Source organism: Flavobacterium erigeronis (genome assembly GCF_054075165.1).
Genome location: NZ_JBSKGP010000001.1, coordinates 810,354 through 825,450, shown reverse-complemented (window position 1 = coordinate 825,450; position 15,097 = coordinate 810,354). Strand labels below are relative to the sequence as shown.

General features: G+C 33.4%; 13 protein-coding genes. 5 read left to right on the top strand and 8 right to left on the bottom strand.

Features of this window, described 5'->3' with window-relative positions:
* Nucleotides 1–81: 81 nt before the first annotated feature.
* On the top strand, nt 82–1,089 hold the full coding sequence (gene recA, locus ACWA1F_RS03525; RefSeq protein WP_125718440.1) for a recombinase RecA: 1,008 nt from the start codon (nt 82–84) through the stop codon (nt 1,087–1,089).
* Nucleotides 1,090–1,644: 555 nt separating this feature from the next.
* Here the strand turns inward: recA and ACWA1F_RS03520 are convergent.
* Nucleotides 1,645–2,385 (bottom strand): lysophospholipid acyltransferase family protein, encoded by a 741-nt coding sequence (locus tag ACWA1F_RS03520; protein WP_456891629.1) that lies wholly within the window; start codon nt 2,383–2,385, stop codon nt 1,645–1,647.
* A gap of 147 nt (nt 2,386–2,532) precedes the next feature.
* Nucleotides 2,533–2,916: a GxxExxY protein gene (locus tag ACWA1F_RS03515; protein ID WP_456891627.1), complete on the bottom strand. Its 384-nt coding sequence runs from the start codon at nt 2,914–2,916 to the stop codon at nt 2,533–2,535.
* A 284-nt stretch (nt 2,917–3,200) separates the two neighbouring features.
* Here ACWA1F_RS03515 and trpS point away from each other — a divergent pair, with 284 nt between their 5' ends.
* Both trpS and ACWA1F_RS03505 read left to right on the top strand, forming a co-directional pair.
* Nucleotides 3,201–4,175 (top strand): tryptophan--tRNA ligase, encoded by a 975-nt coding sequence (gene trpS / locus ACWA1F_RS03510; protein ID WP_456891625.1) that lies wholly within the window; start codon nt 3,201–3,203, stop codon nt 4,173–4,175.
* Between the two features lie 131 nt (nt 4,176–4,306).
* Nucleotides 4,307–4,429: a hypothetical protein gene (locus tag ACWA1F_RS03505; protein WP_306153972.1), complete on the top strand. Its 123-nt coding sequence runs from the start codon at nt 4,307–4,309 to the stop codon at nt 4,427–4,429.
* 16 nt (nt 4,430–4,445) lie between these two features.
* Here ACWA1F_RS03505 and dprA read toward each other — a convergent pair whose 3' ends face one another.
* Entirely contained in the window at nt 4,446–5,546 is a 1,101-nt protein-coding gene (gene dprA / locus ACWA1F_RS03500) for a DNA-processing protein DprA (protein ID WP_456891819.1), read from the bottom strand.
* 239 nt (nt 5,547–5,785) lie between these two features.
* Here dprA and ACWA1F_RS03495 point away from each other — a divergent pair, with 239 nt between their 5' ends.
* Nucleotides 5,786–6,757, top strand: a complete 972-nt coding sequence (locus tag ACWA1F_RS03495) for an HU domain-containing protein (protein ID WP_456891624.1) — start codon at nt 5,786–5,788, stop codon at nt 6,755–6,757.
* Nucleotides 6,758–6,878: 121 nt separating this feature from the next.
* Complete coding sequence (locus ACWA1F_RS03490; protein ID WP_456891622.1) at nt 6,879–7,322, top strand: hypothetical protein; 444 nt, start codon at nt 6,879–6,881, stop codon at nt 7,320–7,322.
* Nucleotides 7,323–7,364: 42 nt separating this feature from the next.
* On the opposite strand, the gene ACWA1F_RS03485 is transcribed toward ACWA1F_RS03490, so the two are convergent.
* The 5 genes from ACWA1F_RS03485 to mnmG all read right to left on the bottom strand — a co-directional run bounded on the left by ACWA1F_RS03485 (nt 7,365) and on the right by mnmG (nt 14,512).
* The gene (locus tag ACWA1F_RS03485; protein ID WP_456891621.1) at nt 7,365–8,126 is read right to left on the bottom strand and encodes a hypothetical protein; all 762 of its coding nucleotides are present in this window, start codon (nt 8,124–8,126) and stop codon (nt 7,365–7,367) included.
* Nucleotides 8,127–8,262: 136 nt separating this feature from the next.
* Nucleotides 8,263–10,542, bottom strand: a complete 2,280-nt coding sequence (locus ACWA1F_RS03480) for a helix-turn-helix domain-containing protein (protein WP_456891619.1) — start codon at nt 10,540–10,542, stop codon at nt 8,263–8,265.
* A gap of 102 nt (nt 10,543–10,644) precedes the next feature.
* Nucleotides 10,645–11,229 (bottom strand): OmpH/Skp family outer membrane protein, encoded by a 585-nt coding sequence (locus ACWA1F_RS03475; protein WP_456891617.1) that lies wholly within the window; start codon nt 11,227–11,229, stop codon nt 10,645–10,647.
* 236 nt (nt 11,230–11,465) lie between these two features.
* Nucleotides 11,466–12,314 (bottom strand): class I SAM-dependent methyltransferase, encoded by an 849-nt coding sequence (locus ACWA1F_RS03470; protein ID WP_456891615.1) that lies wholly within the window; start codon nt 12,312–12,314, stop codon nt 11,466–11,468.
* Between the two features lie 326 nt (nt 12,315–12,640).
* Complete coding sequence (gene mnmG, locus ACWA1F_RS03465) at nt 12,641–14,512, bottom strand: tRNA uridine-5-carboxymethylaminomethyl(34) synthesis enzyme MnmG (protein WP_456891613.1); 1,872 nt, start codon at nt 14,510–14,512, stop codon at nt 12,641–12,643.
* Nucleotides 14,513–15,097: the final 585 nt, after the last annotated feature.

The following is a 15,097-nucleotide window of genomic DNA, read 5'->3' as shown; positions in this document are numbered from 1 at the left end:
AAAAATAAAAACCAGAATTAAGAAAGAATTTTCTTAATTTTATCCAATAAGACAAAACTAATAATTTAGATATTTTAGAAAATGAGTTCAGACAAAGAAGCCAAATTAAAAGCACTGCAATTAACGCTTGACAAACTTGACAAAACCTACGGAAAAGGAACCGTAATGAAAATGGGCGACAGAGCCATTGTAGAAGTAGAAACGATTTCTTCTGGCTCATTAGGAGTTGACTTAGCACTTGGTGTAAACGGATATCCTAAAGGAAGAATTATCGAAATTTATGGTCCAGAATCTTCTGGAAAAACTACTTTGACTCTTCACGCGATTGCAGAAGCTCAAAAAGCTGGTGGTATTGCCGCTTTTATCGATGCCGAGCACGCATTTGATAGAAATTATGCTGAAAAATTAAATGTTGATATTGAGAATTTAATCATTTCTCAGCCAGACAACGGAGAGCAGGCTTTAGAAATTGCCGAAAACCTTATCCGTTCTGGAGCTATAGACATTGTTGTAATTGACTCTGTTGCAGCTTTAACTCCAAAAAGTGAAATTGAAGGCGAAATGGGAGATTCAAAAATGGGTCTTCACGCACGTTTGATGTCTCAAGCTTTGAGAAAACTTACTGGAACTATCAGCAAAACAAATTGTACGGTTTTCTTTATCAACCAGCTTCGTGAGAAAATTGGTGTTATGTTCGGAAATCCTGAAACTACAACTGGAGGTAACGCACTTAAATTTTATGCGTCTGTTCGTTTAGATATTCGTCGTTCTGCTCAAATTAAAGACGGTGAAAACGTAATCGGAAACAGAACTAAAGTTAAAATCGTTAAAAACAAAGTAGCACCGCCATTTAAAACTGCCGAATTTGACATTATGTACGGAGAAGGTGTTTCTAAAACTGGTGAAATCTTAGATTTAGCGGTAGAATTTGATATCGTTAAAAAAGCAGGATCTTGGTTTAGCTACGGTGATACAAAATTAGGACAAGGTCGTGATGCTGTTAAAACTTTAATTAAAGATAATCCAGAACTTGCTGAAGAACTGGAAATTAAAATTAAAGAACACATAAAAGAATTGGCAAATGCCTAAAAAATAAGTCAAAAAAAGACGCTTAAAAAGCCGAGTGATAATACAAAAATCGCTCGGCTTTTTTTATTTTGAAATAAAAATGAAATTTTCACGCAACCTTTTCATTAAACTTCCATCTCTATAAAAAAAGCAGTTTATGATTGGTACTGCCATATATCAATTTACGGGTTTTTTTAGAATTTACGTTGGTTGGTTATTTGAGTAAAAAATCCGTTGGTCTTCAAACTGGCGGATTTTTGTTAAATTTTAAAATTCCGACGCAACCTTTTAAATTTTTCTGCATCTATAATAATGTGACATTAACTTGAGTTATTAACTAAACTCTTTATTATCAACCATTAATATTTTTAACCATGAAAGAAAAAATAGAATTGTTGTACAGTAAAAACCGAAGAAAAACCAAATTGAAATTTAAAAAAGTATTGCGTTTTATTTCAGAAAAGATAATTCACAGATAATAACTTTTGAATAAAAATAGGGGGTTTTTAATTCAAAAAAAAGCCGGTAGATTAATCAGTCTACCGGCTTTTTGTATTTTACATAATGTTTTTATGGTTATTTCTGAAAATCGATCAAACCATTGTAAATGATATTCCTAACTTGTTCTTTTAATTCTTTTCTGTTCTCAATCGTTAAACCTTCTGTTTCTACGAAAGGCAAAATTCGCGCACGCATTTTTCCTGGACTTCCGCTCATAAACGTATAAGAAAAGCGTTCTTTATTGTCAGGAAAAACAATCGGCACAATCGGAATCTGATGTTCAATCGCCAATCGGAATGCGCCATCTTTAAATTCGTCCAGCAAAATGCTTTCATCGTCTGGCACTCCTCCTTCAGGGAAAATGCAAATGCTTAAACCTTGATTTAATCTGTTTTGAGCTCTTTTAAAAACTTCATTTTTACTTTTAGATGAGCTTCTATCAACTAAAATACAAGTTCGTTTATAGAAAAATCCAAAAAGCGGAATCTTAACCAATTCTTTCTTTCCAACAAAAACAAACGGATTCTTAATTAAAGCCAGCATAAGCATAATATCAGTCATCGAGGTGTGGTTGGCCACAATCATATAACTTTTGCCTTTAACGAGCTTCTGTTCGCGTTTTACGGTATAATAAAAGCCCATTCCGAAAAGGATAAATTTGGACCAGATTCGAGCCATCTTAAAGAAATACGGATATCCCTTTTCTGAGATAATAGAAATTAATAAAAATGGCAGCATAATTAATATCGGAACCGCCATTAAAATGTAGAACCAAATACGCCAAAGAATCCAAAAAGCAATTTTAAATATTTTCATAGATTCAAATGTAAGAAACCGAAATGAATTTTATAAAGATTTTTTATTCAAGTGCGCTAGATATTGTAACGCAAAGAACGCTAAGGATTTTCGCAAAGTTTTTAAAGCGATTTTTTTAGCCGTTGCTTCGCAATAAGTTCGCAAAGCTTAATCAATAAAGTTGTTTGCTACTCTTCTGATACCATTTTTTAAAAGACTTTCATTGAAATTTACCAATAAGCCAAGTTTAAAATTTCCTAGTTTTAAGTAGGTTAATGTTTGTGCCAAATGGTTAACGTTAAGTGATTCCACACTTTTTATCTCAATTAGAAATTTGCTTTCCACAAGCAAATCTATACGGTATCCGCAATCAAACTTAATTTCTTCAAAAATAAATGGCAAAGATCTTTCTTTTTCAACAAGAAGTCCTCGCTGCTTAATTTTATAAAACAAACATTCTTTGTAGACATTCTCTAATAATCCGGGCCCTAGTTTTTTGTGAATTTCAATTGCTAGTCCAATTACAATATTTGATATTTCGTTTTCTGTCATAATTTAAAAAGCAAATTTATAAATATTTTCTTATAATTTATACATAATAATCAATATTAAAAATGTTTAAAGATTCAGCATTTCCATAAAGCTTTGTGAACTTGTTGCGAAGCAACGGCTATAAGAAATATAACTTCTTTTCTTTGCGAAAAATCCTTTGCGTCCTTTGCGTTAAAAAAACATCAATATAAAAGCCTATCAAAAAACTTACACGCCTCTCTCATTATAAAAAATTTGCGGTTAGAAAAAACATTCCGACATTTGCATTTCAGAAAAAAACGAGAATGGCAAAAATACTTACTGGTGTTCAAAGTACAGGAACACCGCATTTAGGAAATTTATTAGGAGCAATTATTCCGGCAATCGAATTATCAAATAATCCAGCAAATGAATCTTATTTGTTTATTGCCGATTTACATTCCATCACTCAAATTAAAGACGGAAAAACTTTAAGAGAAAACACCTATAGCACTGCTGCGGCTTGGCTTGCGTGTGGTTTAAATCCTGAAAAAGTTACTTTTTACAGACAGTCTGATGTGGTGCAAACGACAGAATTGACTTGGTATTTGAGCTGTTTTTTTCCATTTCAAAGATTGACATTAGCACATTCTTTCAAAGATAAAGCAGATCGTTTAGACGATGTTAATGCTGGACTTTTTACTTATCCGATGTTAATGGCGGCCGATATTTTATTGTACGATGCTGAATTTGTTCCTGTTGGAAAAGATCAATTACAGCATTTAGAAATTACTCGTGACGTTGCGGCACGTTTTAACCATCAAATGGGCGAAACATTTGTTCTTCCTGAAGCAAAAATTCAAGAGAACATTATGCTAATTCCTGGAACAAACGGAGGAAAAATGAGTAAATCTGCCAACAACATTATCAATATTTTCTTGGATGATAAGACTTTACGCAAACAAGTTATGAGTATTGAAACGGATAGTACTCCGCTTGAAGATCCGAAAAATCCAGATACTTGTAATGCGTTTGCTATTTATTCTTTGTTAGGAACAGAAGAGCAAATTGCACAAATGAGAGCTAATTATTTAGGCGGAAATTATGGCTACGGTCATGCGAAACAAGCTTTGTTTGAATTGATTACAGAAAAATTCAAAACAGAAAGAGAAAAATACAATTACTACATCAACAACCTTGAAGAAGTAGATGCTTTATTGAAAAAAGGCGCTTCAAAAGCTTCTGTAATTGCTGATGGAGTTTTAGCAAAGGTTAGAGAAGTTCTTGGCTTTCAGAAATAAAAAACTCTAGATAAATCGACATATTTAGAAACGCTGATCAAAATTGATCAGCGTTTTTTTTGATTTATAATTATTCTATTCCTAAATTAATTTTGTAACTTCAAGTATATTAATTATTTAAAATAAAAAAGATGAATAAGTATATTGAAGATTATAACGTACCACCGTATTTGTTTCAAGTCCTAAATATCATTTTCGGTTTATTGGCAATTTATATTTTATACCGATTGTATAAACATTTTAGGAATAAATAAAATAGGATTTTCTGCGTTAAATTGATTCAAAAAGTTTTCCGGGAAGTGGTCTTATAACGCCTTTAAGTTCCATTCCGATCAGAATTCCTGATAGTTTATAAATTGGAATTTCGCATTCGATTGCAATAATATCCAATAATTCCTTTCCGTTCTTTTGGAGAAAATCATATATCTTCTGTTCGTCGGGTTCCAATTCTACAAAAAGCTGTTTCTGAATATGTTTCGGTTTTTCTTTAATATCCCAATTCAGCATATAAATCAAATCGGCAGCGCTTGTCAATAGATTTGCTTTCTGCGTTTTTATCAAATTATTACAGCCTTGACTGTACTTATCGCTCACTCTTCCAGGCACCGCAAATACATCTCGATTATAATCATTGGCCATATTTGCAGTTATTAGCGACCCGCCTTTATCGGCAGATTCAATGACAATTGTTGCTTCTGTCATTCCGGCAACTATACGATTTCTGCGCACAAATTTTTCTTTATCCGGATTTGAATCGCTCCAAAATTCCGTTATAAAACCGCCGTTTTCTTCCATTTTTGCCATGTACTTTTTATGCGTGCGCGGATAAATCTGATTCAACCCATGAGCTAGAACTCCAACGGTCTGCAGGTTATAATCCATCGCGGCCTGATGCGCCACAATATCAACACCGTAGGCAAATCCGCTGACAATAACGGGATCCAACGGAGCTAAATCTTCTATCAGTTTTCTACAGAAATCGGTACCGTAAGAAGTAATCTGTCTAGTGCCCACAATACTGATTAATTTTTTGTTTTTAAAATCTAGATTTCCGGCAGTAAAAATTAGAATCGGCGCATCAAAACAATGTTTGAGCCGCTCAGGATAACTTTCGTCCTGAAAAAAAGAAACGTCGATAGTATTGTTTTTAATGAAAGAAAGTTCGCGATCTGCCTTTTCAAAAATGGTCTTGTCTTTTAGATTCTTCAACAAAGCAGCTCCAATTCCGTCAACTGCAGCCAACTGAGCACTTTTTGCTTTAAAAATGTCTGAAGCCGACCCAAAAGTATGAAGCAGTTTTTTGCCTAAAATATCTCCCACTCCATCAACTTTCAATAAGGCTAGTAAACTAAATAATTCCTGATCGGTCATTTTCTTTAAAACATTATGTAAAATAGAAAAAATAATTTCACTCATTTGAAGTGGCAAATATCATTAAAACAAAGTAATTTCTTAATAAATTTAAGATTTAATTTTCCCGATTTCGTCAGACCTTCAATAAAAATGAACTTAAATAATTGAAAACGAATTGTCTAAAAATAAATCTCAATTGTTAATAAAAATTGTGAATAAAATTTTGATAACTATAAGCGTTGCATAACTTTGTTGATATGAAAATCGAAGTATATATCTCACAGTTATTGTATCGTTATCAGTGTGTAACGGTTCCAGGATTTGGTGCATTTTTAACAGAAACGCATTCGGCTCAGCTGAATGAAAGCACTAATTCGTTTTTTCCTCCAAAAAAGACTATTTCTTTCAACAGCCGAATCAAAAATAATGATGGACTGTTGGCAAATCATATTGCACAAGCCGAAAAAACATCTTACGGTTTTGCAGTAAGTGCTATTGCATTTGAAATTTTAAACTGGAAAAAAACACTGGAAGAAGAAGGTGTGATTCTTCTAAAAAATATTGGCGAACTGCGTTTAAACTCTGAAAGCAACATTGTTTTCAAACCAAACGACCATACCAATTACTTGGCAACTTCATTTGGGTTGAGCCCTTTTGTTTCTCCAATGGTGAAAAAAGAAGTTTTCGAGAAAAAAATAGAAAAGATAGCTGCAAAAGAAAAAGATGCTGTTCTATTGCATGATAATGATGAAGAAACCAAATCTTCAAATCCATTTTTGCGATATGCTGCCATTCTTGTTTTAGGGCTTGGAATTACAGGAAGCATTGGTTACCCTTTATATCAAAATCAAATTGACAATCAGACACTTGTTGTAGAACAAGCGGTTCAGAAAAAAGTACAAAACAAAATTCAAGAAGCGACTTTCTTTATCAAAAGTCCGCTTCCTGCTGTAACACTTTCTGTAGATTCTGCAGCTGTTGAAACTGTTGAGACTACAATGCCTTACCACATTATGGCGGGTGCTTTTAGAAGTGAACAAAATGCAAAAAAAGCTTATAACCAATTAATTAAAGACGGTTTCAAAGCGAGAATGCTTAAAGAAAACAAACATGGATTATTTCCTGTTTTGTACGGAAGTTATGCGACAATGAAAGAAGCGGAACAAGCTCAAAAAGAAATACAAAAAGGCGAAAATCCTCAAGCTTGGATTCTGGTCGAAAATCTATAAATCTTAAAAATATCCCGTTCTTCTGAATGGGATTTTTTTTGGCTTATTCTATTCATAAAATGACTTTCTGTTCTCTTTTGTGCAAAATTCCACTTCTACTTTTGCTCAAAAAATTTAAATCATGAAGTACATTTTAAAACTTGCTTTAGTTATAGCAATTGCTCTAAATTCTAATACTTTCTTTGCTCAACAAAATACTACTGAACAAGAGCAGCAATATGCGATCAAAAAAACAACCGATGAATCAAAAAGAACAATCAGTGATCGCAACAGGAAACTTGAAGACGAACAGAATAAACTTAAAAAAGAGCAGAAAAAATTAGACAAACAGCAGAAGGAACTTCAAAATTCCCAAAAAGATCTTCAGAATACCAATAAAAAAATTGAGAAGTTAGAAGCAGACAATCAAAAACTTAGAAATAAAATAAATACGACTTCGGTTTCTGATGAAGCTTTGCAAAAACAAGAAGTAAAAATAAAACAGCAAGAATTAGAAATTCAAAAATTAAAATTGAAGAAAATTCAACAGCAAAAGAAGTTAGAAGAACTTAATACTTCGGTATAATTCAAAACAAAAAGCCAGATTCTTTTGAATCTGGCTTTTTGTTTATCGCGAAACAATTTTTGCATTCTGTTCCAAAATTGTTTTATCATTTTGCGTTATAATCAATTGAGCTGGAGGCGAGTTATCTTCTCCCAAAACAATAAAATGGCATTCATAAACATAGTTGCCTTTTTTAAATTCGTAATGATGATTTCCTCCTGTTCCCTCTGCGAAGAAAACTCCATTTTCAATTATTAAATCTGGAGTATCGGTCATTTTCTTTTTGATTGACCATGAAGCGTAACGATAATTATCATTTCCCAAATCATCAATTCTAATTCTGAACTTAGAAGTTTCGAGAATAGCAACAGGTTTTTTGAAATTTGAAATCGAAGAATTGACATTTTTTTTCTGTGCTGCTATTAAGGAATTCTTCTGTTTCTTCTCGACCTCTGACTGATAATTGATACTGATAATTTTTCCGTTTGTATCAATCCAAAGATCGCCTTGGTATAGCATAATTCCGCGCCATCCCACTTCTGACCAGTCTTTTGCCGGATTAGATTTAACGATTTTGTCAATCAAAGTCTTATCAAAAATTTCGTTATATCTTTTTAAAAATTCCGTCTTATTCCTAAGCGAAGGAATTGGATTTTCCCGATTTAGCGGAAAGGTGATTCGTGCCGCAACCGCATTTTTATTATTATTTTTTACTTCAGAAATAAACGTTGAAATAAACTTTTGATATTCTGGTTTCAGTTCCTGACTTTGTGCAAACTGCGAACAGACCATCAGAAAAAAGAAAAAAAGTGCTTTACATTTCATAGCTAAATTTTTAAGAATCAAAATCATACATCAAATTTACTAAAAATGCAATCACAAAATTTTACAAAATTATGGTTTCAAATTGTCACATTTCCGCTTGTTCCACGTAGGACTGAGAAAGACCGTTCTCAAAAAATTAATTAATACTTGCTTTGAACATTTTCAATTCATCCCAAGTAAATTCATCTCCATGTTTTTCTTTCAAAGGACTCAAAGATTCTTCTTGATAAAATTCAAAAGCCTCTCGAAGGGCCAAAATTTTATCATACGGCAAAACATCGTTAATATCCACTTTTTTCACCTGAATCAATTTTATCAAATGCGTTTCTATAGTCTGAACAGTTAGTTTGCGCATTCTTGCAATATCTTCAATCGAATGTTTCTCAAGCCACAGATCATGTGTTTCTTCAACTGTCGTTTTTTTAGCCGTTTTAAGCTCACTTTTTTCCGCTTTAGCTGATTTGTATCGCACAACAGACTCTTCTGCTCTAAAAATGTCTGTATTTGTCGTCTGAAGCTCTCCGCGAATTCTTTCCGCTTTGTTGATTTTATAATTTTTAATATTTGGCGACGACAGCTTTTCTTTGCTGATCGCTTCGCCAGCAACCACAACTTCGATCAATAATTTCGCTTTCATCAATCGTAAAACTGCTTTCGTCTGAAGATCTTCCAGAAAATTCAATTCTTCGTAAAACTCTTTTACTTTTTTAAATTTTTGAATTTCAGCCATTTTATAAATTAAATCATCCACCAATTTGTCCATTGGCTTGAAAAAATAATCGTAGGCCGCTTCTACCCTTTCTTTCACAAAAAGTAGATCGACCGTTTCTTTGCTGAAGATTTTGTTGAGCTGAATGATGAATTTCTGTGAATGTTCGGCAAGCTGCTCAATCGTGTCCAAACGTTTGTGCGCCCAAACTGCATGTTTTGTTTTTTCGGAACCAGCCGCATTTTCGTTGTAACTAAAACGATGATTTCTCCATTCTTGTGCTAAATCGTTCCAATTAAAACTGTTTATCAAATAGTTATGAATAAAATTCTTGGTTTCGAAGTGAAGTGAGTTTTTTAAAGTTTCTTCCGTTGCTCTGTTCAAAGCGTAATCCATCACATCTTGATCGTTGGAAATGCCGTTCATCTGCATTGGAGAAAGTAAAATAAGCCCGTTTAACGAACGCAAACGCGAAAGTGCTACATAGGCCTGCCCAGGGAGAAAAACTTGCGATACGTCGAGCGCTGCTTTGTCAAAAGTTAAACCTTGGCTTTTGTGCACTGTAATCGCCCATGCCAGTTTGATCGGATAATGAGCAAAGGTCCCCAAAACTTCTTCCTCGATATCTTTGGTTTGTTCGTTGACTTTGTAGCGAATATTTTTCCATTCGTACTTTTCGACTTCGAGCGTCATGTTCTCTTCTGGAAAATGAACAAAGATTTCTTCGTCAGACAAAGATTTTATTACGCCCATTTTTCCGTTGAAATATCTTTTTTCAAAAGACAAATCATTTTTAACAAACATAATCTGCGCGCCGACTTTCAATTTCAGTTCTTCTTCAACAGGAAAGATCTTTTCTGGAAAATCTCCAACCACAAATGGCGTATAAACGTATTCTTTACCATCTAAATCATTGATTGACTGTGAGTTGATAGAATCCGCTTTGGCATTATGTGTTGTGAGCGTGATATAGCCTTTGTTCTCTTTGAAGTCAAAATCTGGCTTAACATACTGATTTAGAACAGCTATGTCTTCTGGAGTAATTTGATTATTTCGAAGATTGTTCAAAACCGAAATAAACGTATCATCGGTCTGTCGGTAAATTTTTGACAATTCGATATAAATCGGCGGATAGGTTTGTAGAACGTGAGAATGGAAAAAGAATTTTCCGCGGTAATAGTTTTTCAGCGTTCGCCATTCTTCATCTCGAATGACTGGCGGAAGCTGTAACAAATCTCCAATAAACAAAACCTGAACTCCACCAAAAGGCTGCGTATTTCTACGAACCGTCTGCATCATAAAATCGACAGCATCTAGCAAGTCGGCGCGCATCATACTCACTTCATCAATAACCAGAAGCTCCATGTTTTTGATCACATTTCGCTTGACGTTATTCATTTTGAAATGACGGCGCAGTGTTTCTTTGTTTTCAAACTTTACCGTTTCTGTAAATTGTGCACTTGCATCATACGACGGAATAAACGCAGAAAACGGAAGCTGAAACATCGAATGAATAGTTACCCCGCCCGCATTCAAAGCCGCGATACCAGTTGGCGCAACAACTACAGTATTTTTGTGGGTCGTCGCAATAATTTCGCGCAAAAGCGTAGTTTTTCCTGTTCCTGCTTTTCCGGTTAGAAAAATAGATTTTTGAGTCTGATTGATGAATTGTAAAGTGTAAGCTGCCGCTTCTGAAACGTTCTGCATTTTGCCTGTATTGAAAAATAAAATTACCGCATTTTTATAAAAAGAAAAAACCTAAATCTTTAGTGGATTTAGGTTTTCAGTAATTTAGTTAGTTTGGTAGTGTTATTTTTTAGCTTCGCCTTCTTTTGTTTCAGCTGCTGGTTTAGCCTCTGCTTTTGGTGACGCTTTGTATTTGTCGTTTAATTCTTTGATGATTTCCTTTGTGATATCATATTTGTCTTCAGCATACAAAACTGTTGCAGCATCTCCTGTTCCGTAGATGTAAGAGTAACCGTTTTTCTTTCCGTACTCTTTGATGAATTTTTTAACTCCACTAACAAGAGAATCCATTTCTACACCACTTTCTTGTTGTAATTGTTGTGCTAATGCTTGTTGTGCATAACCTAATTGCTGCTCTCTTTTTTGCAACTCAGCACCTCTTTGCTGTGCCCAAGCTTGACCGTTTGCTTGTGCCTGGCTTTGAAAATTAGCAGCGTCTTGTTTAAAACGTGAAATCTCAGCTTGTAATTGTCTACCTTTTTCTTCCGCTTGAGCTTTGTACTTTGCCTCTAAATCTTTTGCCTCAGTGTATTCTTTCATCAAAACCGAAGTATCCACGTAAGCTGTTTTTACTTCCTTTACCTCTGCTGTTTTGTTACAAGAAACTGCGAAAACTGAAAGTGCGATAATAACTAATGCTTTTTTCATTTTTTTTAAATTCTATTTTTTAAGTATTGAAGACAAAAATATAAAAAAATCAATAGCATCAGCATAAAGTTTAAAAAATGCGTAAATTTTATGATATTGTTTTTATTTATAGAAAAAATAATAGCAATAATTCAACTTTATAGCATAAATACGGCCGTTTTTTTGACTTTTTTTAAAACGAAAAAGCTATTTCTCCAGTATTTTGAAGAAATAGCTTTATGCTGATTTTTTAGGTTTTATTTATTCTTTAAAACATAAATATGCGATGAATATTCTTTTGTGTTTTTGGCTTTCCAATTTGATTTTAAACCAACGAAAAAAGCTTTGATATAATTCATTTTTCCTGTTTTGTATTTTTCGGATAAAAGACTCACATAAAACGAATCGAACTTCATTGGAAGTATTTTTTCTAATTTCATATCTACTCTTTCAAAAAGCAATTGAATCGATTTTTTTGAAAAATGCCAAAAGTGAATTGGCACATCATAAGCGGCCCAAAAAGTTCCGTAATGTTGCGCATCAAAAGATTTATGATTTGGAACCGCAACAATTAAAGTTCCAGTTGGTTTTAATAAACGCTTTAATTCTGCAATTTGTAATTCCAAATTTGGAACGTGTTCTAATACGTGCCACATTGTAATTACATCAAAAGAATTATTTTCTAAAGTACTTGTTTCTTCTACAAAAGAAATTCCTTTTTCTTTTGCAATATTTTTTGCTCGATCGCTTGGTTCTACTCCAACAGTTTCCCAACCATCATTTTTTGCTGTCAAAAGAAAATCTCCAGTTCCAGCTCCAATATCCAAAATTTTCCCTTTTTGACTTTGCTCGCCATTTATTAAATTCAATTTGTTTTGAAGCGCAATATTTTTTACAAAGTGGTATGCTTTTTCAAATAATGAACGTTTGTTGTCTGTATGCGAAATATAATCTTCGCTTTCGTAATATCTTCCTAAATTTTGAAGTTCAGGTTGCGGAGAAGTAATTAGCATATCAAATTCTTCATCTTGATATAATTCAAAAATTTCTTTTGAAACAGAATGGTCTTTTACTGTAAGAAAGTGTTTTTTATTTAAAACGTTCATTTTTTAAATTTATAGATATTGGGTTTAATTTATAGCAAATCCTAAAAGCGAAATTCTATCGCTTTTAGGATTTTATTTTAGTTTATTTTAATCTTTTATGAAATATGATAATTCAACTTAATTGCAAATCTATTTTTGAAAGCTATTGAATACTTATTTTCTTAAAATCAAACTTTAAAATTAGAATTAAGAATTTGAAATCATTCTTATTTCAGAAAAGGTTTCACGTGGAACAAGAATATTTTAGATTCAAAATTCAGATTTATAGTTTCACGTGGAACACTTGCACTTTAAATCTAAAATCTAAACTCAGAAATCTAAAATAATTACCTTCCCATATAAATCAAAAGCACGGAAATATCGCTTGGTGATACTCCGCTTATTCTTGAAGCTTGCGAAATAGTTACAGGACGAATTTTGCTTAACTTTTGTTTTGCTTCAATCGACATTGATTTAATTTTATCGTAATCGAAATTTTCTGGAATCTTTACTTCTTCTAAACGATTCAACTTATCTGCATTATTTCTTTCTTTTTCGATATAACCAGAATATTTTACTTGGATTACGGCTTGTTCAACAATTTCTTCATCCAAATCATTCTCTTCAATATAAGCTGAAACTTTCTCAAATTTCAACATATCTTCTAATTCGATCTGTGGACGAGAGAAAATCTTGAACATTTTATCTCCTTGCGAAATTGGTGCAGATTCTTTAGCTTCCAAAATCGGATTGGTTTCTGCAACAGAAACACTTGTTTCTCTAAAAAACGAAACCATCTTTTCAGACTCGTTTAATTTTCTTTCCATTCTGCGTAAACGATCTTCAGAAGCTAAACCAATTTCGTATGACATTGGCGTCAATCTGAAATCGGCATTATCTTGTCGCAACAATGTTCTGTATTCTGCTCTTGATGTAAACATACGATAAGGTTCTTCTGTTCCTTTCGTAATTAAGTCATCAATTAAAACTCCAATATATGCTTCGTCACGTTTTAAAATCAAAGGTTCTTTTTCGTGAACCTTCAAGTGTGCATTTATTCCAGCCATTAAACCTTGAGATGCTGCTTCTTCGTATCCTGTTGTTCCGTTAATCTGTCCAGCAAAATATAAACCTTCAACCAACTTCGTTTCCAAAGTATGTTTCAATTGAGTTGGAGGAAAGAAATCATATTCGATTGCATAACCTGGACGAAAGAATTTCACTTTCTCAAAACCAGCAACAGAACTCAAAGCTTTAAATTGAATATCTTCCGGAAGTGAAGTTGAAAATCCGTTTACATAAACTTCACAAGTATTCCATCCTTCTGGCTCAACAAATAATTGATGACGCTCTTTATCTGCAAAACGATTAATCTTATCTTCGATAGAAGGGCAATATCTCGGACCTAAACTTTTGATTCTTCCGTTGAACATTGGAGAACGATCAAAACCTTCTCTCAAAATATCATGAACATCCAACGAAGTATATGTCATGTAACAAGAACGCTGATGCGTTAATGGAGTTGTCAAATCTGAATATGAAAACTTATCTGGTTTTGCATCTCCTTTTTCTTCGTTCATTTTAGAATAATCCAAAGAACGTCCATCTACACGAGGAGGCGTTCCTGTTTTCATTCTTCCTGCTTCAAAACCCGCTTTGATCAAATCTTCGGTAATTCCAGTTGCAGCACTTTCTCCTGCTCTTCCTCCACCGAATTGTTTTTCTCCGATATGAATCAAACCATTCAAAAAAGTACCATTCGTTAAAACGACAGACTTCGCTTTGATTTCTACACCAAGCGAAGTTCTAATTCCTTTTATTTTTCCGTCTTCAATAATTAACCCTTTTACCATCTCTTGATAAAAATCAAGATTTGGAGTTTTCTCCAACATCATTCTCCATTCTTCTGCAAAACGCATTCTGTCACTTTGAACTCTTGGAGACCACATTGCAGGTCCTTTCGATTTATTCAACATCTTAAATTGAATTGCCGTGCGATCGGAAACAATTCCCGAATATCCACCGAGCGCATCAATTTCGCGAACGATCTGTCCCTTTGCAATTCCACCCATCGCAGGATTGCAAGACATCTGTGCTATGTTCTGCAAACTCATTGTAACCAATAAAGTTTTTGATCCCAAATTTGCAGCCGCAGCCGCAGCTTCAGAACCAGCATGGCCTGCACCAACCACAATAACATCGTATTCTTCTAAAAACATTTTTGTTTTATTATTCTCCAAAAACCGCTAACGCGGTTTCTAGAATTACATTTATATTTTCTTTGTTCCACGTGGAACGAATATTTTTAATCTTCAATTTTGAAATTCCAAATTCCAAAATTGAAATCTTCAAACAGAATCTTCAAACAGAATCTTCAAACAGAATCTTCAAACAGAATCTTCAAACAGAATCTTCAAACAGAACTTCTAAACAGAATCTTTAAAACCAAACGTTCCACGTGAAACATTTTAAACTTCCATTCTAAACTTCCATTCTAAACTTCCATTCTAAACTTCCATTCTAAACTTCCATTCTAAACTTCCATTCTAAACTTCCATTCTAAACTTCCATTCTAAACTTCTACAGAACTTTCAAAATCATGTTCCACGTGAAACACTATTATCTTTTTCTCAATATCAGTTTTAAATATCGTTCCACGTGGAACGATTTATTTCAAAGAATCACTTCTCTATTACAACGTTCCACGTGGAACGTTTATATATTCATTAACTAAAATATGTTTCACGTGGAACATTTTAAAAACCAAATCTAAAAACGTTTCACGTGGAACATAATTTTAAAGA

Excerpts from the sequence above, each read along its gene's own strand:
- recA (WP_125718440.1), top strand. The coding sequence starts at position 82 with ATGAGTTCAGACAAAGAAGCCAAATTAAAAGCACTGCAATTAACGCTT.
- ACWA1F_RS03520 (WP_456891629.1), bottom strand. The coding sequence starts at position 2,385 with ATGAAAATATTTAAAATTGCTTTTTGGATTCTTTGGCGTATTTGGTTC.
- ACWA1F_RS03515 (WP_456891627.1), bottom strand. The coding sequence starts at position 2,916 with ATGACAGAAAACGAAATATCAAATATTGTAATTGGACTAGCAATTGAA.
- trpS (WP_456891625.1), top strand. The coding sequence starts at position 3,201 with ATGGCAAAAATACTTACTGGTGTTCAAAGTACAGGAACACCGCATTTA.
- ACWA1F_RS03505 (WP_306153972.1), top strand. The coding sequence starts at position 4,307 with ATGAATAAGTATATTGAAGATTATAACGTACCACCGTATTTGTTTCAA.
- dprA (WP_456891819.1), bottom strand. The coding sequence starts at position 5,546 with ATGACCGATCAGGAATTATTTAGTTTACTAGCCTTATTGAAAGTTGAT.
- ACWA1F_RS03495 (WP_456891624.1), top strand. The coding sequence starts at position 5,786 with ATGAAAATCGAAGTATATATCTCACAGTTATTGTATCGTTATCAGTGT.
- ACWA1F_RS03490 (WP_456891622.1), top strand. The coding sequence starts at position 6,879 with ATGAAGTACATTTTAAAACTTGCTTTAGTTATAGCAATTGCTCTAAAT.
- ACWA1F_RS03485 (WP_456891621.1), bottom strand. The coding sequence starts at position 8,126 with ATGAAATGTAAAGCACTTTTTTTCTTTTTTCTGATGGTCTGTTCGCAG.
- ACWA1F_RS03480 (WP_456891619.1), bottom strand. The coding sequence starts at position 10,542 with ATGCAGAACGTTTCAGAAGCGGCAGCTTACACTTTACAATTCATCAAT.
- ACWA1F_RS03475 (WP_456891617.1), bottom strand. The coding sequence starts at position 11,229 with ATGAAAAAAGCATTAGTTATTATCGCACTTTCAGTTTTCGCAGTTTCT.
- ACWA1F_RS03470 (WP_456891615.1), bottom strand. The coding sequence starts at position 12,314 with ATGAACGTTTTAAATAAAAAACACTTTCTTACAGTAAAAGACCATTCT.
- mnmG (WP_456891613.1), bottom strand. The coding sequence starts at position 14,512 with ATGTTTTTAGAAGAATACGATGTTATTGTGGTTGGTGCAGGCCATGCT.